The 22,468-nt window shown below is 69.5% G+C and carries 21 protein-coding genes and 1 pseudogene; 12 read left to right on the top strand and 10 right to left on the bottom strand.

The window, feature by feature from the left end; all coding sequences use genetic code 11:
* The first annotated feature begins 41 nt into the window (after positions 1 to 41).
* On the top strand, positions 42 to 1,739 hold the full coding sequence (locus tag A5696_RS13080; protein WP_067879231.1) for a 3-ketosteroid-delta-1-dehydrogenase: 1,698 nt from the start codon (positions 42 to 44) through the stop codon (positions 1,737 to 1,739).
* A gap of 13 nt (positions 1,740 to 1,752) precedes the next feature.
* Entirely contained in the window at positions 1,753 to 2,973 is a 1,221-nt protein-coding gene (locus A5696_RS13075) for a glycoside hydrolase family 3 N-terminal domain-containing protein (RefSeq protein ID WP_067878938.1), read from the top strand.
* Between the two features lie 30 nt (positions 2,974 to 3,003).
* Here A5696_RS13075 and A5696_RS13070 read toward each other — a convergent pair whose 3' ends face one another.
* From A5696_RS13070 to A5696_RS13055, 4 genes are all read right to left on the bottom strand, one after another.
* Positions 3,004 to 3,387 (bottom strand): NINE protein, encoded by a 384-nt coding sequence (locus A5696_RS13070; protein ID WP_082969014.1) that lies wholly within the window; start codon positions 3,385 to 3,387, stop codon positions 3,004 to 3,006.
* 272 nt (positions 3,388 to 3,659) lie between these two features.
* Positions 3,660 to 4,550 carry an alpha/beta hydrolase gene (locus A5696_RS13065; protein WP_067879228.1) on the bottom strand — a complete coding sequence of 297 codons (891 nt, stop codon included), beginning with the start codon at positions 4,548 to 4,550 and terminating at the stop codon, positions 3,660 to 3,662.
* Positions 4,547 to 5,401, bottom strand: coding sequence for a hypothetical protein (locus tag A5696_RS13060; protein WP_231964310.1), 855 nt, complete (start codon positions 5,399 to 5,401; stop codon positions 4,547 to 4,549). Before A5696_RS13060 ends, A5696_RS13065 begins: the two co-directional genes overlap by 4 nt.
* Positions 5,402 to 5,449: 48 nt before the next feature.
* Entirely contained in the window at positions 5,450 to 5,905 is a 456-nt protein-coding gene (locus A5696_RS13055; protein ID WP_082969007.1) for a DUF1003 domain-containing protein, read from the bottom strand.
* Positions 5,906 to 6,099: 194 nt separating this feature from the next.
* Between A5696_RS13055 and A5696_RS13050 the strand changes: the two genes are divergently transcribed.
* Entirely contained in the window at positions 6,100 to 7,251 is a 1,152-nt protein-coding gene (locus A5696_RS13050) for an FAD-dependent oxidoreductase (protein WP_067878936.1), read from the top strand.
* Between the two features lie 26 nt (positions 7,252 to 7,277).
* On the opposite strand, the gene A5696_RS28885 is transcribed toward A5696_RS13050, so the two are convergent.
* The 4 genes from A5696_RS28885 to A5696_RS28880 all read right to left on the bottom strand — a co-directional run bounded on the left by A5696_RS28885 (position 7,278) and on the right by A5696_RS28880 (position 13,362).
* On the bottom strand, positions 7,278 to 9,197 hold the full coding sequence (locus A5696_RS28885; RefSeq protein ID WP_067878923.1) for a serine/threonine-protein kinase: 1,920 nt from the start codon (positions 9,195 to 9,197) through the stop codon (positions 7,278 to 7,280).
* An 89-nt stretch (positions 9,198 to 9,286) separates the two neighbouring features.
* Positions 9,287 to 11,092 carry a serine/threonine-protein kinase gene (locus A5696_RS27995; RefSeq protein ID WP_082969006.1) on the bottom strand — a complete coding sequence of 602 codons (1,806 nt, stop codon included), beginning with the start codon at positions 11,090 to 11,092 and terminating at the stop codon, positions 9,287 to 9,289.
* Positions 11,093 to 11,116: 24 nt separating this feature from the next.
* Positions 11,117 to 12,607: a multicopper oxidase family protein gene (locus A5696_RS13035; protein WP_067878917.1), complete on the bottom strand. Its 1,491-nt coding sequence runs from the start codon at positions 12,605 to 12,607 to the stop codon at positions 11,117 to 11,119.
* Entirely contained in the window at positions 12,604 to 13,362 is a 759-nt protein-coding gene (locus A5696_RS28880; protein WP_304442251.1) for a helix-turn-helix domain-containing protein, read from the bottom strand. Before A5696_RS28880 ends, A5696_RS13035 begins: the two co-directional genes overlap by 4 nt.
* Before the next feature lie 42 nt (positions 13,363 to 13,404).
* Here A5696_RS28880 and A5696_RS13025 point away from each other — a divergent pair, with 42 nt between their 5' ends.
* The 6 genes and pseudogenes from A5696_RS13025 to A5696_RS12995 all read left to right on the top strand — a co-directional run bounded on the left by A5696_RS13025 (position 13,405) and on the right by A5696_RS12995 (position 18,248).
* Entirely contained in the window at positions 13,405 to 14,652 is a 1,248-nt protein-coding gene (locus tag A5696_RS13025) for an APC family permease (protein WP_255381569.1), read from the top strand.
* A gap of 47 nt (positions 14,653 to 14,699) precedes the next feature.
* Complete coding sequence (locus tag A5696_RS13020; RefSeq protein ID WP_067878911.1) at positions 14,700 to 15,038, top strand: helix-turn-helix transcriptional regulator; 339 nt, start codon at positions 14,700 to 14,702, stop codon at positions 15,036 to 15,038.
* Positions 15,035 to 16,536, top strand: a pseudogene (gene arsB / locus A5696_RS13015) (ACR3 family arsenite efflux transporter). The gene A5696_RS13020 and the pseudogene arsB overlap by 4 nt, the downstream one beginning before the upstream one ends.
* A gap of 23 nt (positions 16,537 to 16,559) precedes the next feature.
* The gene (locus A5696_RS13005) at positions 16,560 to 16,967 is read left to right on the top strand and encodes an ArsI/CadI family heavy metal resistance metalloenzyme (protein ID WP_067879214.1); all 408 of its coding nucleotides are present in this window, start codon (positions 16,560 to 16,562) and stop codon (positions 16,965 to 16,967) included.
* A gap of 47 nt (positions 16,968 to 17,014) precedes the next feature.
* Positions 17,015 to 17,530, top strand: a complete 516-nt coding sequence (locus A5696_RS13000; RefSeq protein ID WP_067878902.1) for a flavin reductase family protein — start codon at positions 17,015 to 17,017, stop codon at positions 17,528 to 17,530.
* 1 nt (position 17,531) lies between these two features.
* Positions 17,532 to 18,248: a pyrimidine reductase family protein gene (locus A5696_RS12995; RefSeq protein WP_067878899.1), complete on the top strand. Its 717-nt coding sequence runs from the start codon at positions 17,532 to 17,534 to the stop codon at positions 18,246 to 18,248.
* 4 nt (positions 18,249 to 18,252) lie between these two features.
* Here the strand turns inward: A5696_RS12995 and A5696_RS12990 are convergent, their stop codons facing one another.
* Positions 18,253 to 18,738, bottom strand: coding sequence for an SRPBCC family protein (locus tag A5696_RS12990; RefSeq protein WP_067878896.1), 486 nt, complete (start codon positions 18,736 to 18,738; stop codon positions 18,253 to 18,255).
* A gap of 238 nt (positions 18,739 to 18,976) precedes the next feature.
* Here A5696_RS12990 and A5696_RS12985 point away from each other — a divergent pair, with 238 nt between their 5' ends.
* Both A5696_RS12985 and A5696_RS12980 read left to right on the top strand, forming a co-directional pair.
* On the top strand, positions 18,977 to 19,318 hold the full coding sequence (locus tag A5696_RS12985; RefSeq protein WP_067878894.1) for a hypothetical protein: 342 nt from the start codon (positions 18,977 to 18,979) through the stop codon (positions 19,316 to 19,318).
* Positions 19,319 to 19,509: 191 nt separating this feature from the next.
* Positions 19,510 to 21,342 carry a serine/threonine protein kinase PknE gene (locus A5696_RS12980; protein WP_067878892.1) on the top strand — a complete coding sequence of 611 codons (1,833 nt, stop codon included), beginning with the start codon at positions 19,510 to 19,512 and terminating at the stop codon, positions 21,340 to 21,342.
* A gap of 36 nt (positions 21,343 to 21,378) precedes the next feature.
* Here the strand turns inward: A5696_RS12980 and A5696_RS12975 are convergent, their stop codons facing one another.
* Positions 21,379 to 21,744 carry a hypothetical protein gene (locus A5696_RS12975; RefSeq protein WP_067878890.1) on the bottom strand — a complete coding sequence of 122 codons (366 nt, stop codon included), beginning with the start codon at positions 21,742 to 21,744 and terminating at the stop codon, positions 21,379 to 21,381.
* A gap of 118 nt (positions 21,745 to 21,862) precedes the next feature.
* On the opposite strand from A5696_RS12975, the gene A5696_RS12970 reads away from it, so the two are divergent.
* Positions 21,863 to 22,429 (top strand): hypothetical protein, encoded by a 567-nt coding sequence (locus tag A5696_RS12970; RefSeq protein WP_067878887.1) that lies wholly within the window; start codon positions 21,863 to 21,865, stop codon positions 22,427 to 22,429.
* The last annotated feature ends 39 nt before the right edge of the window (positions 22,430 to 22,468 follow it).

The raw sequence follows: 22,468 nt of genomic DNA, 5'->3' as shown, positions 1-22,468 counted from the left end.
AGACTTCTCTTTCGCCGCCGCGGCGGCATACGGTGCTGAACGTGGCCTCGCACAGCAGGACGATCCCGGCCGGCCTCACCGTCGCCGACACGACCGTGGATCTGCTGGTGGTGGGCTCGGGCACCGGCCTGGCCGCCGCGCTCGCCGCCCGCGAACGCGGCCTGTCCGTGCTGATCGTCGAGAAGTCGTCGTACGTGGGCGGTTCGACCGCGCGGTCCGGGGGCGCGCTCTGGCTGCCCGCGAGCCCCGTGCTGCGGGAGGCGGGCGCCGACGACACCGTTGATCGCGCGGCGGCCTACCTGTGCTCGGTGGTGGCCGGGTCGGCTCCCCCACACCGCTCGACCGAATTCCTCGCGCATGTGCCAGCGACGGTCGACATGCTCCGGCGAACGACCCCCTTGCGGCTGTTCTGGGCCCGCGACTACTCCGACTACCACCCCGAGGAGTCGGGCGGCAGCGCGGCCGGCCGCACCTGCGAGTGCCACCCGCTGGACACCGCGATCCTCGGCGAGCACCGCACCCGGCTTCGGCCCGGCGTGCTGGAGGCCGGCTTTTCGATACCGACGACCGGTGCCGACTACCGGTGGATGAATCTGGTGACGCGGGTCCCGGCCAAGGGCATTCCCACCTTCGGCAAGCGGCTGGCCCAGGGCTTCGGCGGCCGGCTGATCGGCCGGCGCTACGCCGCCGGCGGGCAGGGGCTGATGGCCGGGTTGTTCGCGGGCGTGCTGCGCGCCGGGATCCCGGTGTGGACCGACACCGCGCTCACGCGCCTGAAAGGCGACGGTGAGCGGGTGACCGGCGCGGTGGTGGACCACGACGGACGGGAGGTGACGATCGCCGCCCGGCGCGGGGTGGTGCTGGCCACCGGCGGCTTCGACCACAGCATGGACATGCGCTGGAAGTTCCAGTCAGAGTCGTTGGGACCCAACCTCAGCCTGGGCGCGGAGTCCAACACCGGCGATGGGATCCGCGCGGGTCAGGAACTGGGCGCCGACATCGGGTTGATGGATCAGGCGTGGTGGTTTCCCGCCATCGCGCCCCTGCCCGGCAAGGCGCCGGCGGTGATGCTGGCCGAACGGTCGCTGCCCGGTTGTCTGATCGTTGACCACAACGGCCGCCGGTTCGCCAACGAGTCGGCGGATTACATGTCGTTCGGTCAGCGGCTGCTCGCGCTGGAGCGGTCCGGCAGTCCGGTCGAAACGATGTGGATCGTGTTCGATCAGCAGTACCGGAACAGCTATGTCTTTGGCGCCCAACTGTTCCCGCGCATGCGTATCCCGCAGGCGTGGTACGACGCCGGCATCGCGGTACGGGCCGAAGACCTGTCCGGGCTCGCCGCACTGATGAAGGTCCCGGTGCCGGAGTTTCGCGGGACGATGACGCGATTCAATCAAAACGCCGCTGCCGGTGTCGATCCCGACTTCGGCCGGGGCCGCAGCGCGTACGACCGGTACTACGGCGACCCGACGATCAAACCGAACCCGAACCTGCGCCCTTTGCTCAAAGGCCCCTTCTACGCCGTGAAAATGGTGCTCAGCGACCTGGGTACGTGCGGCGGGCTCCAGACCGACTCGGCGGCGCGCGTGCTGCGCGAAGACGGCGGGGCGATCGCCGGGCTTTACGCCATCGGCAATACCGCCGCGAACGCCTTCGGCACAACCTATCCGGGGGCGGGCGCGACGATCGCGCAGGGGCTCGTGTACGGCTACATCGCGGCGCGCAATGCGGCCGGTTAGACGCTTGGCTCGAATGGAAGACACGGACAGAACCGCGCGGTCACGCCGCTCGTGGCCGCGCACCGCCGTCATCGCCGCCGGCGTCTTGGCCGTTGCCCTCGTCGTCGGCGGCGTCATCGTCGGCGTCCGCCTGGCCGGCTCCCGGCACAGCGCTTCCTCGCCGACGTCGGCGACGGCACCGCACGGAGCCCCGGCCTCTCCGAAACCGCCGGGTTGCGACATCACGTCGCTGCTCGCATCGATGTCGAACCGGGACAAGCTGGCGCAGCTGCTGATGGTCGGTGTGACCGATGCGGACGACGCGCGCGCGGTCGTCGCCAACCACCACGTCGGCGGCATCTTCGTCGCCAGCTGGACGAACCTGTCCATGCTCACGGACGGGTCCCTGGCCGAGATCGCCCGCTCGGCGGGGCCCTTGCACCTGGCGGTCAGCGTCGACGAGGAGGGTGGCCGGGTCGAGCGGCTGTCGTCGCTGATCGGTCAGGCACCGTCGGCGCGCTTACTGGCGCGAAGCGAGCCGGCCGACCAGGTATACCAACTCGCGCTGGACCGCGGCCGCAAGATGCGCCAGCTCGGCATAACCATCGATTTCGCCCCGGTCGTCGACGTCACCGACGCGCCCGACCAGACCGTGATCGGCGACAGGTCGTTCAGCGACGACCCCGCGGTGGTCACCCGGTACGCGAGCGCCTACGCGCGCGGCCTGCGTGACGCCGGAGTCCTGCCGGTGCTCAAGCACTTTCCCGGCCACGGGCGCGCGTCCGGTGACTCCCACGCCACCGGGGTGGTGACGCCGCCGCTGGACGAGATGCAAGGGGCCGACCTGGTGCCTTATCGGACGCTGGTCGCCCAGGTGCCGGTGGGAGTGATGATCGGTCACATGCAGGTTCCCGGCCTGACCGGAAGCGAGCCCGCCAGCCTGAGCGCGGCCGCGATCGCATTGTTGCGCAACGGAATCGGCTACGGCGCACCTCCGTTCGACGGCCCGGTCTTCACCGACGACCTGGGGAGCATGCGGGCGATCACCGATCGCTACGGCGTCGCCGAGGCGGTACTGAAGGCCTTGCAGGCCGGCAATGACACCGCGCTGTGGGTGAGCACCACCGCGGTTCCGGCGGTGCTCGACCGGTTGGTGTCGGCGCTCAACGAAGGCGAGTTGAGCCTGCCGAGCATCGAAACATCGGTGCGCCGGATGGCCGCAGCCAAGGCTTTCAATTCGCCTTGCGGTCACTGACTTTCGGACATTGCCACCCGCCCAGGCTCGTCAATCGCGCAGCGTGCGCCCCTGTGCGTCGGGGACCTTGCCCATGATGATCATGATTCCGTCGATCAACGGCCACAGGGCGCCGATGCCGCAGGTAAGCAGCGACACCGCGATCTGGGCGATGGCGATGTTGGTGTAACCGAGGTAGAAGCGACCCACGGCGAACGTCGAGAGAAAGATCTGCAGCAGCCCCGCGACCACCTTGCTCTTGTCGGAGAGCGGGCGGCCGTAGGCGTCGACGCCGTACGGCGCGCCGCCGCCGTACGGGGCGACACCCGAGGCCGGCGTAGCCGCTTCCGCGCGCCATTGCCGGCCGTCCCAATACATTTGCCCGGGCCCGCCGCTCGGGTCGGGGTACCATCCCGCGGCTGGTTGTTCGGTCATCGTGTTGCCCTCTCTTCTGAAGGTCGATCGGTGTTGTTACGGGTCGTTGCGGCCGGTCACGGCGATGTTGGCGTAGACACCTTGGAGGATTCTTGGCGCATGAATTCCACTGCGGCTCAGCCGATTACGCTCCGGCCGGGCGCAGCCTTCACAGTTGGCCTGCTGCATCAGCACCACTTCTCGCCAGGGGCATTGACCTGCCGTGATCAATGTCGAGGCTCATCATTGCACCGGCGACCCGGATTTGTCCCGCGATGGGCTTGATGAGACCGTCAGTCGTCGCGCAGACGTTCGACGATGACGGCGCGCGCGGCGCGGCCCTCCGGCGTCGGCGTGAGCGGATACACGTGGACCAGGCCGCGTCGTTCGTGGTAGTCGACGTCGACGCCGGCCGCCGCGGCCTTGTCGGCCAGTAGCCGCGCGTCGGGGTTGAGGATGTCCCGGGTGCCGCTGAACACCGTCAAGGGTCCCAAGCCGGCCAGCCCGCCGTGCAACGGGCTCACCATCGGGTCGGTCCTCGGCAGGTCGTCGCGCCAGCGAGCGGCGAATGCGAGCAGTCCGTCGCGGGTGAGCCACGGATCGTCGACGCCGGCGATCAACGGGTTCGTCAGCGCAACGTCGAGGACCGGCGAGATCAACACGGTCCGCGGAAACACGAGGCGGCGCTCGTCGCGCAGCATCAGCGCCACCGACAAAGCCATCTGTCCCCCGGCGGAATCTCCGGCCAGACACACGCTGTGGTCGGGCTCCGCCTTCTCGGCCACCAACTCGGCGACCGCGGGCATGACGTCCTTGGCGGTGGCGAACGGCACCAGCGGATAGATCGGCACGACCACCCGCACTCCCGCCTGCGCGGCGATCTGCGCAGCCAATCGCCAATGCTGCGAGGTGATCTCGTTGACCCAGGCACCGCCGTGGAGGTAGAAGACGGTGCGGCGCGCCGTCGTGCCGTCCTTCGGAGTCAGGGTGTATATGGGCCAGTCCGAGCGAAGCTCCATCTGGACGTCGACGTCGGAACGCAACCGGGGCGGCGGCCCGAACGACTGCCGAAGCGACGCCCGCTGCTCGATGTGCTCGCGGGCGCTCTGCGCGGTTCGGTAGGTGCGGCCGCGGGTAAGGCGGAGCACCGTGGGCAGGGCCCGGCTTCGCAGGCTGAGGCTCACCTGATCCGAAACCCCCGCCTGCGGACCCACAGCAGGGCGGCAACGGTCCCCGCAACGTAAACGCCGGTGGCGATGGCCAGGTGGACGAAGCTTTTCGTGTCCCGTCCGAACACCGGCCAGATCAGTTTGGGCACTTGCGTCCACAGCACCCGGTGCTCGACGCCGTTCATCGGGTCGGCGACGTAGTACAGCGCATACGGCAGCATCAGGGCCAGCAGCCAGCCGCGGATGCGGCGGCGATCGCCGCGCTGCCGCCACCGGCGGATCAGCGGCTGAACGCTCACCGGGTGCAGTACCGAGACGAAGTTGCCGACACCCAGCCAGGACACGATGGGCACCGCGACGGTGGGGATCGTTATCCCCAGGCGCGCGGGCGTTTCCAACCACAGCGTCAGGGCCATCGCCGCCACCAATGTCGGCAGGCCGACGATCGTCAGCAGGGCCAGATTCTTGATCAACAGCAGCCGCCAGAACGGCACCCCGTCGGACAGCGCCTGCCGCACGCGGTAGTGATCGGCGCCGAGCAGGTTGGTGGTGGTCACATCGGCGAGCACCCACGAGGAAAAGTACGTGCCGATCAGGATCACCCAGTCGGAGTGGTGGCGGCCGGTGGTCAGCGGCTGCACCAGTAACCACGTCGCGGCGAAGACGATGTTGGCCAGCACTCCCATCAGCCAGGTGCGGGGCGGCGTGAACGCCCAGCGGATCTCGGCGCCCACCGCCGTCCACAGGTCTTGCTGCAAATCCTTGGCGGCCTGCCGAGCCGCCGCGGGGCGGGGGGCCGATGCCCGCACCGCGGCGCGCAGCGCGCCGTCCACCCACGGACGCACCGCCGCGTCAAACTCCGACATCTGCTCCCCCGCAAGGGTCGTTAAAGACTGCCCTCTCAATGCAATTCGTTACCCATCCCGCTCGCCCTTCCCGATGATGCGGCTATGTAACTCCTCGGTGAGGATGTGGATTTGACGGGTCAGCTCGAGGTCGGTCTTGAGCTCCAATTCCTGCGCCTGGAAGTCATGGTCGGCTCGCGCCTGCTGGAAGGCCGCCTGACGGTTCTGCCCGATCATCACAAACGTCGACAGAAAGATCGCCTCCAGCGACACCGCCAGTGTCAGCGTCGGCCAGGGGCTGCGTTCCAACAACAGCATCCACGCGCCGAACAGGGCCGCATGCAGCCAGACGAAATTCATCGATCCGGCAAACGCGGTGATCCGGTCGGCCAGGCGCAGCTGGAAGTTGCCGCTGCGCCTGCGGGCCTCGTCCAGAACGGCCGGGTGGTGAACCTGCCCGCCCCGCAGGAGCCGGCGCGGAATCAACTGCGGATTGTGGCGATGCACGGCGGCCGGTGTCGTCATCTGAGCCGCTCCTTTCGTCGTTCTCGGACAAGTGCTCGACGGGCCGAGGGGCCGCTGGCTCATGCTACTGGCTGGTGGGTGAGCCGACGCCCAATGACGCCCCGGTAGAACGTGTTACAGTTTGCCCACCTGGGGGCGGGGGCGGGACGCCAACCGGGCGTCGCGCGGGAAGGAAAGCGTCGCGTGATGGTGACATGAACCGCAGGCGCGTGGTCATCGCCGGACTGGGCGATGTCGGTGTCCTGACCGCGATCCGGCTGGCCCGGCACGCCGAGGTCGTCGGCATTTCCAGCAAACCCGCGCTGGTCAGCGGCCAAGAGCTCGGCGTCCGGCTCTCCCGCCCCGACGACTGGGCGCGCGACTACTGGATCCCCTTCGACAGGTTTCGCCGTCTCGACGGGGTGCGCACGGAGCAGGCCCGGTTGACGGGGCTGGATCTGGCGGGCCGTACCGTCCTGGGCCGGCGCGCGGACGGCACACCCGTTGCCGAGGAATACGACGCGCTGGTCATATCGACGGGAGTCAGCAACGGATTCTGGCGTCTGCCGACGCTGCAGTCGCCTGGCGACATCGGCGCCGAGCTGCGCGCCGCGCACGACCGGCTGTCCGCCGCCGATTCGGTGATCGTCGTCGGTGGCGGCGCGGCCGCGGTCAGCAGCGCCGTCAACATGGCGACCACCTGGCCGGACAAGCGCATCGACCTGTACTTCCCCGGAGAACGCGCCCTGGGCGAGTACCACCCCGCCACCTGGCGGCGCATCCGCAACCGACTCACCGGCCTCGGGGTGGGCCTGCACCCCGGGCATCGCGCCCTGGTTTGCGACGGTTTCGCCGGCGACCGGATCACCGCCGAACCGGTCCACTGGAGCACCGGCCAGCCGCCGGCCGCCGCCGCCGCCGTGCTGTGGGCGATAGGCCGGGCCCGACCCAACACCGACTGGCTGCCGCGCGAACTGCTTGACGGACACGGGTTCGTGCGGGTGACGCCGGAGCTGCGGGTGCCCGGTCATCGGGGCGTCTTCGCGGTCGGCGACGTCGCGGCCACCGACCCGCTCCGCAGCTCGGCGCGCAATCGTGGGGATGCGCTGGTGGCCCGCAACATTCGCGCCGAGTTCGCCGGCCGTGACCTGCGGCGCTTCCGGACGCCCGGACGCCGGTGGGGTTCGTTGCTGGGTATCCAGCCCAACGGGCTCGAGGTCTTCTTCCCGACGGGTCAGGCGTTCCGCTTCCCGCCATGGGCGGTCGAGCGGGTGGTGATGCCCTGGATCGTCCGGTGGGGCATGTACCGCGGAGTCCGGGAAAACCGGCCACTCGGGGAGTCGCCGGTGCGTGGGATCAGCTCTTGATCTCGCCCGTGTCCTGGTCGCGTGCCCTAATCGCCGGTGCGCGTGAGCGTCTCGTCGTAATCCAGGCTCCACTGGCAGTTGGGGCCGCCGGACTCGTCCAGGTGATTGTGTCCGGTGAGCACCGCGATGGGATCCTGTGGCGGCTGTGGCAGTGGGTATTGCCCCGTGGCTTTCGCGTACACCGGCCCGCCACAGCCGGGGTCGTTGTCGTCATGCTCGACGTGCAGGTTCCAGACTCCGCCCGCAAACAGCAGCGGCGTGTCGATCGTCTTGGAGTGCAGATAACTCATGCACCGGTCCCCGGTTCGCAGGCAGTCGGTGACGACGGCCTGGTCGCCCTGCTGGGGCGGGACGGCTCTCTTGAATTTTCGCGTGACGTGGTAGCGGCCCTGTAGCGCTTCGGCGGGCGACGCGACCCGCGGTGGCAGGGCACCCGGGTCGGGGAGCTTGGTGATGTCGACGTCTCCGGTGCGGGTGAAGGTCACCGTTCGCTTTTCGTTGCAGGCGTTTTCGGATGCGCCCCGGTATTCGCCGGTCAGGGTGCCGTCGGGCCGAGGCTGCAGGGTCAGCACTTGCCAGACCTCGGCCTTCGGGGAGTCCCTGCACTTGTCCGAGCCCAGGCTCACGGCCACCCAGCGCCCGTCTACCTCGTCGAACACCGAGGTCGGCGCGAGCCTCAGCTCGCCGCTGAGCCTTGCCGCGGTCGCCCGGCAGCCGGTCGGCCCGCACGCCGAACGAACCGCGTAGGTGTCCGTCGTCGGCGCGGCGGCCGAGGCAGGGACATCGTCGAGGGTGCCGCCCTGCCCGAAATGCGCCTGGTATTCCCCGGTGAACGGGCCCGTGTTCGGCGCCGGGGCCGCGGAATTGCCCTGCGCCCCAGCCGGATTCGGCCCGACGGCGTGGCGCGAATCGTGGTGCCGCAGGAGTTTCAGACCGGCGAAGACCCCAGCCGACACGAGGAGCAACGCGACACCCGCCAGCGCGCCGATCAGCACGCGCGGACGCCGCCCGGGCCGCATGGCGGCGGTCGGTCGCAAGGCGGGGATGGTCGCCTCCACCGCGGGCTGGGTTTCGAGGAGAGCGGCGGCGCGGGGCCCGGAGGGGCCGGCGCCCAGCGCTGCGGCCAGGTGGTCGGCGAATTCGCGGCAGCTGCCGAACCTGCGCGCGGGCTCCTTGGCCATCGCGGTGGCGAACACCGGATCGAGGGCGGCCAGTTCGGGCCGCCGCGCTGCGAGGGAGGGCGGTGGCGCACCGATGTGTTGGCTGATCACCACCGCGGGATTGGAGTCGAGGTACGGCGCCGCACCGGTCAGCAGGTGAAAGGCCGTGCACGCCAACGCGTATTGGTCGGCGCGCCCGTCGATCGCCTCGCCCTTGAGTTGCTCGGGCGCCGCGTAGGCCGCGGTGCCCACCGTCATGTTGGTCGCCGTCAGCCCGGTCGCATCCTCGACCCGGCGCGCGACGCCGAAGTCGGCCAGCAGGATCCGGCGTCCCTGCGCGTCGGGATCGGTCAGCAAGATGCTGGCCGGCTTGACGTCACGGTGCAGCAGCCCCCGATGGTGCGCGTAATCCAGCGCCGAGCCGACGGCGGTCGCGATGGCGACCACCAATTCGGGCGGCATTCCGCCGGGGTGGCTTTCGCTCAGCAACCGGCCGGCATCGGTGCCGGCCACGTAATCCATTGCGATCCAAAGCCGGCCGTCTTCCTCACCGCGATCATGGATCGCCACGATGTGCGGATGCGACAGCCCCGCCGCCAGGTCTGCCTCGCGCAGGAAGCGGGCCCGGAACTCGGGGTCGCCGGCCGATTCGGCCGACAGGACCTTGAGCGCGTCCTCGCGCGGCAGCCTTGGGTGCGCCGCGAGATAGACCTGGCCCATGCCGCCCGAGCCCAGCATCCGCAGGATCGTGTATCCGGCGAACACCTGGCCGACTTCAAGCGACATGGGCAGATCGTAGATGCTGAGGCCGCCGCCGCACCGGCAATTCGCACAGGACCGGACTCGCCACCGGTGGGGCTGCCGGCACCGTAGGCCTAATCGCCGGTGCGCGTGAAGGTTTGGTCGAAATCGGCGTTGAGCGGGCAGGGCGCGGTCTGTTCCTGGTGGCCGCGCCCGGTGAGCTTCGCGATGGGATCCTGCGGCGGTTGCGGCAACGGGTACTGGCCGGTTGATTTGAGGTGCGTGGTGTCCGACGACCTCGGACACATGCTGGTGGCGTCGACGTTCCAGGTCCATGTTCCGGCCGCGAACACCAACGGCAGGTCGTTCGACGGTTCGTGGAAGTAGCTCATGCAGCGGTCACCGGTGCGCAGGCAGTGGGTGCTGACGGCGGTGTCGAATTCCTGCAGCCGAGTCCCGTCCGCCAGCGTCCACGTCACGTGGTAGTGGCCGAAGAGCCCCTGGGCCGGCGAGACCACCCGCGGCGGGTTGGCGGCCGGGTCGGGAACGGCGTTGACGTCGACGTCCCCGGTGCGGGTGAAGGTCACGGTCCGCTTCTCCGCGCAGGCATTGGCGGTGGTCGCGGTGTAGTCGCCGGAAAGGCTCGCACCGGGGCCCGGTCGCAGCGTGAACACCTGCCAGAACTCCGTTGGCGTGTCGCGGCAGTTGTCCGACGCGGTCGCCACCGCCACCCAGCTTTCGCCGATCTGGTCGAACACCAGCGTGGGTGCGCCCACGGCGCCGCCGTTCAGGCGTTGCGCCGTCATGACGCAGCCATTCGGGCGGCATACCGAACGGAGCCCGTAGGTGCTCGTCAGCGCGGGTGGCGCAGCGGAATCCGCAGTGTCGTCCAGCGCGGTGGGCAGCCCGAAGTCGGTGCGGTACGTGCCCGTGAAGGGTCCCGCGGCCGGGACCGGGTGATGTTGCCCGGTGAGTTTCAGGCCCGCGATCACGCCGGCCGCGACCAGCACCAGGATGCCGGCCACGATGCCGATCACCGCGGCGGGGCGCCGGCCCGACCGGCCCGGCGATGACGCCGTGGGCGGCGCGGCGAGCGCGGGCGCGGTGAGGTGCTGATGCAATTGCCGGGCGAACTCCCCGCAGCTGCCGAACCGCCCGGACGGCTCCTTGGCCATCGCGGTGGCGAACACCGGGTCCAGCGCGGCCAGCTCCGGCCGGTGGGCGCCGATCGAAGGCGGCGGGGCGCTGAGCTGCTGGCCGATGACAACCGCATGGTTGGGGCCGCCGTACGGCGGCACACCGGCCAGGAGATGAAAGGCTGTGCACGCCAAGGCATATTGGTCCGCCCGACCGTCCACCGGTCGGGCCATCAGCTGCTCGGGCGCCGCGTAGGCGACCGTACCGACCGCGAGCTTGGCCGACGTCAGGGCCGCCGCATCATCGATGCGCCGCGCAATGCCGAAGTCGGCCAGAAAGATTCGCCGCCCCTGCTCGTCCGACTCGGTGACCAGGATGTTGGCCGGCTTGACATCACGGTGCAGCAAGCCGCGATGATGCGCGTAATCCAGCGCCGAGGCGACCGCGGTGATGATCGCCATCGCCTCGTCCACCGGCATCCCGCCCGGAAACCGCTCGCGCAGGAGGCGGGCCACGTCGGCGCCGGCGATGTAGTCCATCGAGATCCAGAACCGGCCCTCGAATTCACCGCGGTCGTGGACGCCCACGATGTGCGGATGCGAGAGACCGGCGGCCAGCTCGGCCTCGCGCTCAAACCGCTCGCGGTACTGCGGATCGGCGGTCACTTCCGGCGGCAACACCTTGAGCGCGTCCTCACGCGGCAATCGTGGGTGCGCGGCCAGGTACACCCGACCCATGCCGCCCGCGCCCAGCACCCGCAGGATCGTGTACCCGGCGAACACCCGCCCTGGGTCAAGCGACATGGGCAAATCGTAAGGTCTGCCGCCTCAGGTGCAGTTCAGCAGCAGCATCAGGCCGTAGTCCATGTGGATCTGCTGATGGCAGTGCAACAGCGACAGGCCGGGTTGGTCGGCGACGAAGTCGACCTCCATGCTCTGGTAGCCGCCCAACATCGCGACGTCCTTGCGCACGCCGGCGGTGGGTGTGCCGGCGATCCGGGTGATTTCGAAGGTGTGCCGGTGGACGTGCATCGGGTGCAGGTCGTCGCTCGCGTTGCGGAAGCGCAGCCGGTAGCGCTTGTCCCGTTGCACATCGAGGACGGGTTGGTTGGTGTCCATCGAAAAGGGCGTGCCGTTGATCGTCCAGCGGTTGAAGCCGTTGTCGGCGGCGTTGCGCTTTTCGATCAGCATCTCGATGGTGCGGTCGGGCGCCGGGGGCGGCGCGGGGTTGGGCGGCGCGAACAGCCGGTAGTCCCACTTGAACGGTGGCGGCGGCGCCCATTGCGGGTCCCCGCCGCGCCCGGCGTATTCCACCACGATGCCCATGCCGTGGCCGCGGTCGTCGTCGGAGAGGTCCCCCAGGACCCACACCCCCGGATTGTTCATGGTCACCACCGCCGAAATGCGTTCGGCCGCACCGAGCCAGAGCACCGGCACGGATGCGGGGTTCGGCACCGGGTTGCCGTCCAGCGCGACGACGTTGAAGGTGTGCCCGGGCAACGCCAGGCTGCGGGACTCGGTGGCGCTGCCGTTGAGGACGTGCAGCAGCACCCGCTGACCGGTTTGGACGCGGATGGGGTCGCCGTGGCCGAGCATGCGCCCGTTGATCGCGAACGCCCCGTAGCTGACCTCGTAGCCGCGCGGGTCGCCGCGGTCAAGTGAGGCCTTCATCGACGATTCGCCCTTGTCCTTGAGGTCGGGTTCGGGCTCGCCGGCCAGGAAGTCGGCGGCCATGTCGCCGCCCCGGCTGAAAGTGGGGTCGAATTCCTTGAGGGTCAGGAAGATCTCTTGGTCGTAGGAACCGGCGTTTTCTCGCGGTTCGATGTAGACGGGCCCGACCTGGCCGCTGTATTGGCCGCGGGACAGATCCGCGCGCGGGACGACGTGGGTGTGATAGAAGCGGAAGCCCGCCGGGCCGGGGACGAACGAGATGCGCCGCATGCCACGCGCGGGGATGTAGGGCGTGCCCTCCTCGGCGGAGCCGTCGACGTCGACACCCACGTGCTGGCCGTGCCAGTGCAACTGCTCGGGGGAATCGGTGTCGTTGAAGATGTCCACCCAGGTGCGTTGGCCCTCCTTGAACCGCAACAGCGGACCGGGGAATTGGCCGTTGTAGGTCAGGGTCGACACGATGTGGTCGGGTGCCAGCTCCACCGGTCCGGTGCCGATCCGCAGGGTGTAGTCGGGTTTGCCGTTGGGCGGACCGGGTGGCGCGCTTCGCGAACACGCCTCCGCTGCCAGGCCGGCGCTGCCGCCCGCGGCGATCAACGCCAGCCCACCGCCTTTCAGGAATCGACGTCGATCGACGGTCATCATCACCTTTCCCGGGGCGACGGGTGCAGGGCCAGCACGGGCAGCAGGGAGTCGATGCGACTGTCCAGTTCGGTTGCCACGCGGCGGAATTCGCGGTAGCTCGCCCGGCTTCCGCCGGTCACCGCCGACGGGTCGGGCAGGCTCCAATGCATCGCGGCGGCCACGCCGTGCTCGTGAGCGTATTCGCGGACCTTGTCGCACAACGTGATCACGTAATCGAAGCGCCGGCGAGCGACCGCCGACAGCGGCCGGGGCCGGCTGCCGGCGAGGTCGATGCCGTACACGTCGCGCATGATCCGTACCGCGTTGGGGTGCATCTGCGCCTTGGGATGACTGCCCGCGCTCGCGGCACGGACGCGGCCGCCGCCCTTCTTTCGCAGCAGCGCCTCGGCGATCGGCGAGCGCGCGCTGTTCCCGGAGCACAAGAACAGCACCGACCCGGCCGGCCGTGTCGTCGGGGCCGTCGCGAGCGACGGATGCAGCGCAGTCGCCGCGTCGGCGAACGCACCCGCACACCTGGCCAGGTTCAGCCGGTAATAGGTGTCGCGGCCGTCGAAGTTGCTTCGCCGGGCGTCGATGAGGCCGGCCGAACGCAGGAGCCGCAGGTGGTAGGAGACCAGGTTTTGCGGCTCGTCAACGGCGGCAGCCAACTCCCGCACGCGGTGGTCGCTGTTCGCGAGCTCGGTCAGCAGCGCCCAGCGCACCGGATGCGACGCCATCTGCATCAGCTGCGGGACCACAGCCCGATCGGTCGCTGCCACCCTTCGGACAATACATCAAACTGGTTTGATATGTTAGCGCCCGTGGACGCGACCAACCGTGATCTTCGGCGCACCCTCGGAGTGTTCGACGCGGTGGTGATCGGCCTGGGGTCCATGATCGGCGCCGGGATTTTCGCCGCGCTCGGCCCCGCCGCGCGTGCCGCCGGCACCGGGCTGCTGCTGGGCCTCGCGGTGGCGGCGGTGGTGGCCTACTGCAACGCCACCTCCTCAGCGCGGCTGGCCGCCCTCTACCCCGCCTCCGGCGGCACGTACGTCTACGGGCGCGAGCGGCTCGGCGATTTCTGGGGATACCTGGCGGGTTGGGGCTTCGTCGTCGGCAAGACCGCATCCTGCGCGGCGATGGCTCTGACCGTGGGCGCCTACGCGTGGCCGTCGCAGGCGCACGCGGTGGCCGTCGCCGCGGTGGTCGCCCTGACGGCGGTGAACTACGCCGGCGTGCAGAAGTCGGCCTGGCTGACCCGCATCATCGTCGCGGTGGTGCTGGCGGTGCTGGCCGGGGTGGTCGTCGCCGTGTTCAGTTCCCGCAGCGTCGGCGCCGACCCCCTGCGGCTGACGGGTGTCACCGTCGGCGGAGTGATCCAGGCGGCGGGGCTGTTGTTCTTCGCGTTTGCCGGCTACGCCCGCATCGCCACGTTGGGCGAGGAGGTGCGCGACCCGGCGCGCACCATCCCTCGGGCGATCCCGCTCGCGCTCGGCATCGCCCTGGCCGTCTACGCGCTGGTGGCCGTCGCCGCGCTCACCGCGTTGGGGCCGCGCCGCCTGGCCGAGTCCCCGGCGCCGCTGTCGGATGCGGTGCGGGCGGCGGGGATCGGCTGGCTGGCGCCGGTGGTCCAGGTCGGCGCGACGGTGGCGGCGGTGGGCTCGCTGCTCGCGCTGATCCTCGGGGTCTCCCGCACCACCCTGGCCATGGCGCGCGACCACCACCTGCCGCACGCGCTGACCGCCGTGCACCCGAGGTTTCGGGTCCCGCACCGCGCCGAGCTGCTGATTGGCGCCCTGGTGGCGGTCGCGGCCGCCACCGTCGACCTCCGGGGAGCGATCGGTTTTTCGTCGTTCGCCGTACTGATCTACTACGCGGTCGCGAACGCCTCGGCTTTCACCCTGCGACCCGATGAGGGCCGACCGCACCGCGCGCTCCCCGTGATCGGGTTGGTCGGGTGCATCGTTCTGGCCTTCGCGATGCCGCTGTCTTCGGTGCTGGCTGGCGCGATCGTGCTGGGCATTGGTGTCGCCGCCTACGCGCTGCGGCGGGGGCTGCGCCAAGGCTGACGGCAGCTGGGCTTGCGCACTGATTCGATGAATGCTTATATAGATGGATGTCGAATCAGAGCCGCGGGTGTTGCCCGACGCTCGGCGCCGCCGCCATGGACGAGGCGCAGTCCGCGGACCTGGCGGCGATGTTCAAGGCGTTGGGCGACCCGGTGCGTCTGCGCTTGTTGAGCCTGATCGCCAGCCATCCGGGCGGCGAGGCCTGCGTCTGTGAGATTTCCGCGACGTTCGACGTCTCGCAGCCGACGATCTCTCATCACCTCAAGCTGCTGCGTTCGGCCGGTCTGCTGGACTGCGAGCGGCGGGGCACCTGGGTCTACTACTGGGTGATTCCTTCTGCCTTGCAACAGCTTTCGAATGTCCTGCGCGTGGACACCGGATCATGACCGAAACGGTGACCGCCCCGGACGCCATCGCGCCCCGCCTGTCCATGCTGGACCGGTTCCTGCCGGTGTGGATCGGAGCGGCGATGGCCGTCGGCCTGTTGCTGGGCCGACTCATTCCAGGTCTCGGATCGGCGTTGAGCGCCATTGCGGTACAAGGCATTTCACTGCCCATCGCGATCGGCCTGCTGGTCATGATGTATCCGGTGTTGGCCAAGGTCCGCTACGACCGGCTCGACGAGGTCACCGCCGACCGCCGGCTGATGGTGAGCTCGCTGGTGCTCAATTGGCTGATCGGGCCCGCGGTGATGTTCGCCCTGGCCTGGCTGCTGCTGGCGGACCTCCCCGAGTACCGCACCGGGCTGATCATCGTCGGGCTGGCGCGCTGCATCGCGATGGTCATCATCTGGAACGACCTGGCCCGCGGCGACCGCGAAGCCGCGGCCGTGCTGGTCGCGTTGAACTCGTTGTTCCAGGTCGCCATGTTCGCCGCGCTGGGCTGGTTCTATCTCGCGGTGCTGCCGGGCCTGCTCGGACTGCCGCGAACCGGCATCGACGTTTCCCCTTGGCGCATCGCCCAATCCGTGCTCGTCTTCCTGGGCATCCCGCTGCTGGCCGGGTACCTGTCGCGGCGGCTGGGTGAACGATCCCGCGGGCGCGACTGGTACGAGGCCCGCTTCTTGCCCCGCATCGGACCGTGGGCCCTGTACGGGTTGCTGTTCACCATCGTCATCCTGTTCGCCCTACAGGGCCACCAGATCACCTCGCGGCCTTGGGATGTCGCCCGTATCGCGTTACCTCTGCTGGCCTACTTCGCGATCATGTGGGCCGGCGGATATGCCCTTGGGTTGTTGCTCCGGCTGGGCTACGCCCGCACCACCACCCTGGCGTTCACCGCCGCCGGCAACAATTTCGAATTGGCCATCGCCGTAGCCATCGCCACCTACGGCGCGGCTTCCGGGCAGGCCCTGGCCGGGGTGGTCGGGCCGCTGATCGAAGTGCCCGTGCTGGTCGGGCTGGTCTACGTATCGCTGGCGCTGCGCGCCCGGTTGTTCCGAACCGAGCCGAACCCCACGGGCCGCCGATGACCGACAAACCAAGCGTCCTGTTCGTCTGCGTCCACAACGCCGGACGCTCGCAGATGGCCGCCGCGCTGCTGAGCCGCATGGCGGGACACCGGATCGAAGTCCGCTCCGCCGGAACCGAGCCCGCCGACGAGGTCAACCCCGTCGCCGTCGCGGCCATGGCCGAAATCGGCATCGACATCACGGCCGCCACCCCGACCGTCCTCACCGCCGACGCCGCGCGGACCAGCGACGTCGTGATCACCATGGGCTGCGGCGACGCCTGCCCCTACTTCCCCGGCGTGTCCTACCGCGACTGGCAGCTGCCCGACCCCGCGGGCCAACCGCTGGCGACCGTGCGCGCCATCCGCGACGACATCGCCGACCGCGTCCGCGCGTTGATCACCGAACTCCTGCCCACGTCCACCACCACATGACCCGCACCCGCAAAGGAGCCAACATGTCCCGCGTCCAACTCGCGCTCAACGTCGACGACCTCGACGAGGCGATCGCGTTCTACTCCAAACTGTTCGACACCGAACCCGCCAAGGTCAAACCCGGCTACGCCAACTTCGCGGTCGCCGAGCCCCCGCTCAAGCTGGTGTTGCTCGAGAACCCGGGCCACGGCGGCACCCTCAACCACCTCGGCGTCGAAGTCGCCTCCAGCGACACCGTGCACGCCGAGATCGCCCGTCTCAGCGATCAGGGGCTGGTCACCGACGAGGAGCTGAACACCACCTGCTGCTTCGCCGCCCAGGACAAAGTGTGGGTGACCGGCCCGGGTGGGGAACGCTGGGAGGTCTACACCGTCATCGCCGACTCGGACACCTTCGGAGCAACCACCGACGAGCCCTGCTGCCAGGCCTAGGGGTCCCGCCACGATTCCCGAGCGACCCGAACGGGAAGACTGAGCGGATGGCCGAGCCCGGAGCGGAAGAGTCCGCAACAGCGGAAGCGTTCGAAAAGCTGGTAGCCCTGCTGGACTATCCGATGTTCGTGGTGACCACGCACGCCGACGGCGTCGACGCCGGCTGCCTGGTCGGGTTCGCCAGCCAAACGAGCATCCACCCGCCGCGCTTCCTGGTCGGGCTTTCCAAGAAGAACCACACGTTCCGGGTCGCCGCCGACGCCGGCCATCTCGCGGTGCACGTCTTCGACCGCGAGCACATCGACGTCCCGGAATTCTTCGGCAGCCAGACCGGCGACACCGTCAACAAGTTCGAGCGGTGCGCGTGGCATCGCGGGCCGGCGGACCTGCCCATCCTCGACGACGCGGCGGCCTGGTTCGTCGGCAAGATCCTCGATCGGTTCTCCCTCGGTGATCACGTCGGGCATCTGCTGGAGCCGGTCGACGGTCAGCCGCCCCGGGAGCTGGAGGATTGGGTGACGTTCGGGGACGTGCGCCACCTGGAACCCGGCCACGAGGCCTGACGTGGCCGATCCTGTCCGGGTGGGCGCCGTCGGCGACGTCACCGAACTGGCGTCGCACTACGCCGATCCCCCGGCCGGGGTGCGCGCCAACATGATCTTCAGCGCCGACGGCGCGGCCGCCTTCGGTGGTCGCGCCGGGCCGCTGTCGTGCCCCACCGATCAGCACCTGCTGCGGATCCTGCGCGGCTTCGCCGACGTCGTCCTGGTCGGCGCCGGTACCGCGCGCGCCGAGAACTACGGCCCGGTGCGGCTCACCGATGCCCAACGGGAGAGGCGGGACGCCGAAGGGCGGACGGCGCCGCCCCCGATCGCGGTGGTCAGCCGGACCGGTGAACTGCCGACCAGGCTGTTCAGCGAGCGCGGTCAGCCGCCGATCCTGGTGACCTGCGCCCGGTCCGCGGCGCGGGGCGGCCTCGGCGACGATCGGCGGCCGCGGGCGCTGGTGGCCGGGGACGATTCCGTCGACGTGGGCCGTGCCGTCGCGCTGTTGCACGCACAGGGCATGGACCGCATCCTGTGCGAGGGCGGACCCACCCTGCTGGACGAACTGGTGGACGCCGACGCCATCGCCGAGATCTGCGTGACGCTGGCGCCCAAGCTCGCCGGCGGCCAGCCCGTGGGCCTGCGGCGGACCGCACGACTGTCGGTGCCGGTCGCGATGCGGCTCGAGCACGCGTTGGCCTACGACGACTATCTGTTCCTGAAATATCGCCGCTGAGGGGTCAGCCGCGGGGGTAGCCCCGGCGCACGGTGCGGTCGAGGATGCCGAGGGTCGCCCGTAGGGCGCCCTCGGACAGCACCGGGAAGATTCCGGCGTCCCGCCACTTCGGGTCGATGTCCGACCAGTCGTAAAACGAGGTGACCACGGTGGACGCACCGTCGTCGGCGGGTTCGAGCCGATAACCGTACACGTGGCCGATCTGCGGGCGGATCTGACCGAGAACCGTCCACGAGATCAGCCGATCCCGCTCGAAGTCTTTGATGCTGACGGTGACGCCGTATTTGCCCAATTGCGGGAAGTCGTTGAGCGACTCGCGGTCCATGTGCACCACGAAGCTGTCGCCGGCCGCCGTCACCGGGTCGCCCTCGGCGCCCTGCAGCATGCCCGACGAGTCGATCGCGACGTGGCCCTGCGGGTCACACAGCACGGCGAAGACGTCGGCCGCGGGAGCCGGGATGGTGCGACTGGTCTCGATGCGTTCGGTCATCAGTCCTCGCAGCCGGCGGAGATAGCCATTAATTGCGCTGGAGGTCACTCTACGTCGCGTCGGCCGGTCGACGGGAGTGCCGTCGCGATTGCTGGACGGCCGCTCGGCATGCAGCGGGTGGTGCGGCTTCCTATGATGAAAGCTTGGAATATTTTCGTCGAATTGCCTGCGCGACACTACCTTCAGTCCGTCGTCGTCCAACCACTCGCGGGCACCGGAAAGGAGGGTCAGCGGCCACGTGAGCGATTCGAACGACGAGGACGAATACCGCAATCTGGCGGTCAACCGGCTACGGCCCGGTGAACTGCAGTGGGCGCTCAACCACGACTCGGTGCACGGCATCGCGTACGCGTTCCGCAACCCCGTCGCCGTCGCGGAATCCCTCGACGATCCGCACGACGACCGAAAGACATACCTGATCCGGGTCAGGCGCGACGACCTGGCCAGCGCCCTGGGAAAGATCAACGAGTGGATCGGCAAGAATCCCGGCCCGGCGGGGATGCAGGCTTACGGCTTCGTGCGGGCGCTGTCCCGGGAGGGGCTCAGCGAGCGCAAAGCCGGCGACGAGGAATGTCGCTGATCCGGTCGCGGCCCCGCCCCGCCCCGGCGGTCCGGCCCTGAGGCCCTGAGCCGCGATCGCCAGCAAAGCCGCCGTGAGTCGGCTTTCTCCCTATTCACAGTGCCCCCAAGTCGCCGAAACCATTAGCCTTATGCCTGGCAGGCCACGCTTCCCTGTGTTTGCGGCGCGCGGCGGCGGGTGAGGAGTCGGCGATGGGTGACACGACCGCGGATTCGCGGGAGGGTTCGCAGTTCGGGCCGTATCGGCTGCGGCGGCTGGTGGGTCGTGGGGGCATGGGCGACGTCTACGAGGCCGAGGACACCGTGCGGGAACGGATCGTGGCGCTCAAGCTGATGTCGCCGACCCTGTCCGGCGATCCGGTCTTCCGCTCGCGCATGCAGCGCGAGGCCCGCACCGCGGGCCGGCTGCAGGAACCCCACGTGGTGCCGATTCACGACTTCGGTGAGATCGACGGCCAGCTTTACGTGGATATGCGCCTCATCGACGGCAAGAACCTGGCAACCACGCTGAGTCGCTTCGGGCCGCTCTCGCCGCCCAGGGCGGTGGCGATCGTGCGCCAGATCGGCTCGGCGCTCGACGCCGCGCATGCCGCCGGGGTGATGCATCGCGACGTGAAACCCGAGAACATCCTCGTCAGCGCCGACGATTTCGCGTATCTCGTCGACTTCGGGATCGCGAGCGCCACGTCGGACGAAAAGCTGACGCAGTTCGGAACCACCGTCGGCACCGTCAAATACATGGCCCCCGAGCGGTTCAGCGACGGCGAGGTGACCTATCGCGCCGACATCTACGCCCTGGCCTGCGTGCTGTACGAATGCCTGACTGGCACGCCGCCGTACACGGGCGACACCGTCAGCGTGATGGGAGCCCACCTCAACAAGGCGATCCCGCGGCCCAGCGTCGCGCGCCCGAGCATTCCGACGGCGTTCGATGCGGTGATCGCCCGCGGCATGGCCAAGGACCCCGCCGAGCGCTATGCCACCTGCGGCGACCTGTCGTCGGCCGCCTACGCGGCGCTGGCCACACCCGACCAGGATCGGGCCACCGACATCCTGGAGCGCAGCCAGGTGGCCAAGCTGCCCGCCGCGTTCGCCGGCCAGCAACCAAGCGGGTATGCGTCCGTGCCGCCGCCCGCCATGGCGAACCACGGGCCGCCGCAGGCTCCGGTGTGGCCGGCGACCCCGGCCACCGGGTCACCGGTGATCGGTGGCGGGCCGGTGCCGCAGCCGACGGGGTGGCCCGGCACGCCGACGTGGGGCACGGGCGACATGGGCAGCGGCGCCGCAGCGTTGTGGGGCCAGCCGCCGCGGGCCGGACGCAAGCCGTGGCTGTGGGTGGGCGCGGCCGTGACCGTCGTGGTGGCCGTCGTCGGCGTATTGGCCCTCGTCGCCACCCATCCGTGGCAATCGTCGCCGCCGCGGGCCACGTCCAGCCCGACGCCGGCGCCGCCCCCGCCCGACGCGGTCGAGCTGCGCGTGCTCGACGACGGCGTGTCCATCGGCAGCTCGGCGGCACCGACGACGATCGACATCTTCAACGAGCCCATCTGCCCGCCGTGCGGCAGCTTCATCCGGTCGAACGCCGCCGACATCGACAACGCGGTGAACAACAAGAAGTTGGCGGTGCGCTATCACCTGCTCAACTTCCTCGATGACAAGTCACACAGCAAGACCTACTCGACGCGCGCGGTGGCCGCCACGTATTGCGTTGCGGCACAGGAGGACCCGAAGCTGTACTCCGCCTTCTACTCCGGGTTGTTCGCCAGCACCTTCCAGCCCGCGGAGAACGCCCCCGAAGACCGCACCGATGGCGAGCTCGCCCAACTGGCCAAGACCGTCGGCGTCGACGCCAGCGTGATCGACTGCATCAAAGGCGGCGACGACGTCGGCACCGCCAAAGCCAAGGCCGCGGCGGGCGACGCGACGTTGAGCGGGCTCAACGCCACCGGCACGCCGTTCGTCTGGGACGGCACCAAGTCCGTCAACTACCAGGACGCGACCTGGCTCACCAAGCTGATCGGATGAGGCTGCTGCACTAGCCGATTCGGCGCGCGCGGCGCTTTACGGGTGCGGCGTCGGCGGGGTGGACGTCGTGGGCGTCTGCGGCGGCCCCATCATGCCGCCCGGGCCCATCATCCCGCCGGGGCCCATCATCCCGGGGCCCATCATGCCGCCGGATCCCGTCATCGGGCAGGTGCCGGCGTGGCCGCCGTAATACCCGCGGTACCAGCCGTAGTGGCTGCCGGAGGACCAACCCAACAACAGCCCCCAGAACAGGATCACCGAGACGACGAAGAGCGTCCCGGCGACGATGACCACCCACGCCGCAGCCTGGCCCAGCCGGCTCGGCGCGCCGTATCGGTTGTCATACCGGGGCTGTCCGGTCACTGTGGTCGGTTCGATCGTGGGTTCTGGTGTTTCCGTCATGGCTCGAAGGATCCCACACATATACCCACCGGGGGTAGGGACCATCGGCCCTAGCTCGCGGGCCGCGAAGGTGGTCAGCTTGGCCCCGGACGGTGCGGCAGAACGTGGAGGTAGGGCAATGGCTGAGTTCACGCGGCGGGCGGCACTTGCCGCGCTCGGGGCATTCGGTGCGGCCGGCGCCCTTGGTCTGCGAATAGTGCGCTGGGGCCTGCCCGCATCCGGCAATGCCCAGATCCGCCTCACCAACGGAGGGGGCTTCATGGGTGCCGATTCGATGGACATGAGCCGCTACATGGAGATGTTCGCGCGGCATCGCGAGATCAGCCGCGCCGTGGAAGAGATTCCGGGCGGGGTCCGCACCACCACCGAATCGAAATCCCCGGAGCTTGCGGCCCAATTGCAGGCGCATGTCTCGAGCATGTACGCCCACCTCGATCAGGGGTCCGAGGTCCGATGCATGAGCCAGAGCCTGCCGACGCTGTTTCGCCACGCCGGCGGCTACCGCCGCCAATTCACCTTCACCGCAACCGGTGTGGTTGCCGAGGAGACCGCCGACGACCCCGCCCTGACCGATACCATCCGCGCGCATGCGCGGGAGGTCACCGGGTTCGTGGAGCAGGGCATGCCCGCGATGATGCAGCAGATGATGGGCGGCTGCATGATGGGTCCGCGCGGCGGCCGGTGAAGCCCCCGGCCCCGCCGGCGGCCACGCCGCGGCCAGCGA

Origin of the sequence: Mycobacterium sp. E2699, assembly GCF_001666745.1 — a bacterium.
GTDB lineage: Bacteria > Actinomycetota > Actinomycetes > Mycobacteriales > Mycobacteriaceae > Mycobacterium.
Note: the sequence above shows the minus strand (reverse complement) of the source record. Positions and strands in the feature narration are given on the sequence as shown.

Excerpts from the sequence above, each read along its gene's own strand:
- A5696_RS13070 (WP_082969014.1), bottom strand. The coding sequence starts at position 3,387 with ATGACCGAACAACCAGCCGCGGGATGGTACCCCGACCCGAGCGGCGGG.
- A5696_RS13060 (WP_231964310.1), bottom strand. The coding sequence starts at position 5,401 with ATGTCGGAGTTTGACGCGGCGGTGCGTCCGTGGGTGGACGGCGCGCTG.
- A5696_RS13075 (WP_067878938.1), top strand. The coding sequence starts at position 1,753 with ATGGAAGACACGGACAGAACCGCGCGGTCACGCCGCTCGTGGCCGCGC.
- A5696_RS13000 (WP_067878902.1), top strand. The coding sequence starts at position 17,015 with ATGGCCGAGCCCGGAGCGGAAGAGTCCGCAACAGCGGAAGCGTTCGAA.
- A5696_RS13050 (WP_067878936.1), top strand. The coding sequence starts at position 6,100 with ATGAACCGCAGGCGCGTGGTCATCGCCGGACTGGGCGATGTCGGTGTC.
- A5696_RS12970 (WP_067878887.1), top strand. The coding sequence starts at position 21,863 with ATGGCTGAGTTCACGCGGCGGGCGGCACTTGCCGCGCTCGGGGCATTC.
- A5696_RS12975 (WP_067878890.1), bottom strand. The coding sequence starts at position 21,744 with ATGACGGAAACACCAGAACCCACGATCGAACCGACCACAGTGACCGGA.
- A5696_RS12990 (WP_067878896.1), bottom strand. The coding sequence starts at position 18,738 with ATGACCGAACGCATCGAGACCAGTCGCACCATCCCGGCTCCCGCGGCC.
- A5696_RS13055 (WP_082969007.1), bottom strand. The coding sequence starts at position 5,905 with ATGACGACACCGGCCGCCGTGCATCGCCACAATCCGCAGTTGATTCCG.
- A5696_RS13020 (WP_067878911.1), top strand. The coding sequence starts at position 14,700 with ATGTCGAATCAGAGCCGCGGGTGTTGCCCGACGCTCGGCGCCGCCGCC.
- A5696_RS13005 (WP_067879214.1), top strand. The coding sequence starts at position 16,560 with ATGTCCCGCGTCCAACTCGCGCTCAACGTCGACGACCTCGACGAGGCG.
- A5696_RS27995 (WP_082969006.1), bottom strand. The coding sequence starts at position 11,092 with ATGTCGCTTGACCCAGGGCGGGTGTTCGCCGGGTACACGATCCTGCGG.
- A5696_RS12980 (WP_067878892.1), top strand. The coding sequence starts at position 19,510 with ATGGGTGACACGACCGCGGATTCGCGGGAGGGTTCGCAGTTCGGGCCG.
- A5696_RS28885 (WP_067878923.1), bottom strand. The coding sequence starts at position 9,197 with ATGTCGCTTGAAGTCGGCCAGGTGTTCGCCGGATACACGATCCTGCGG.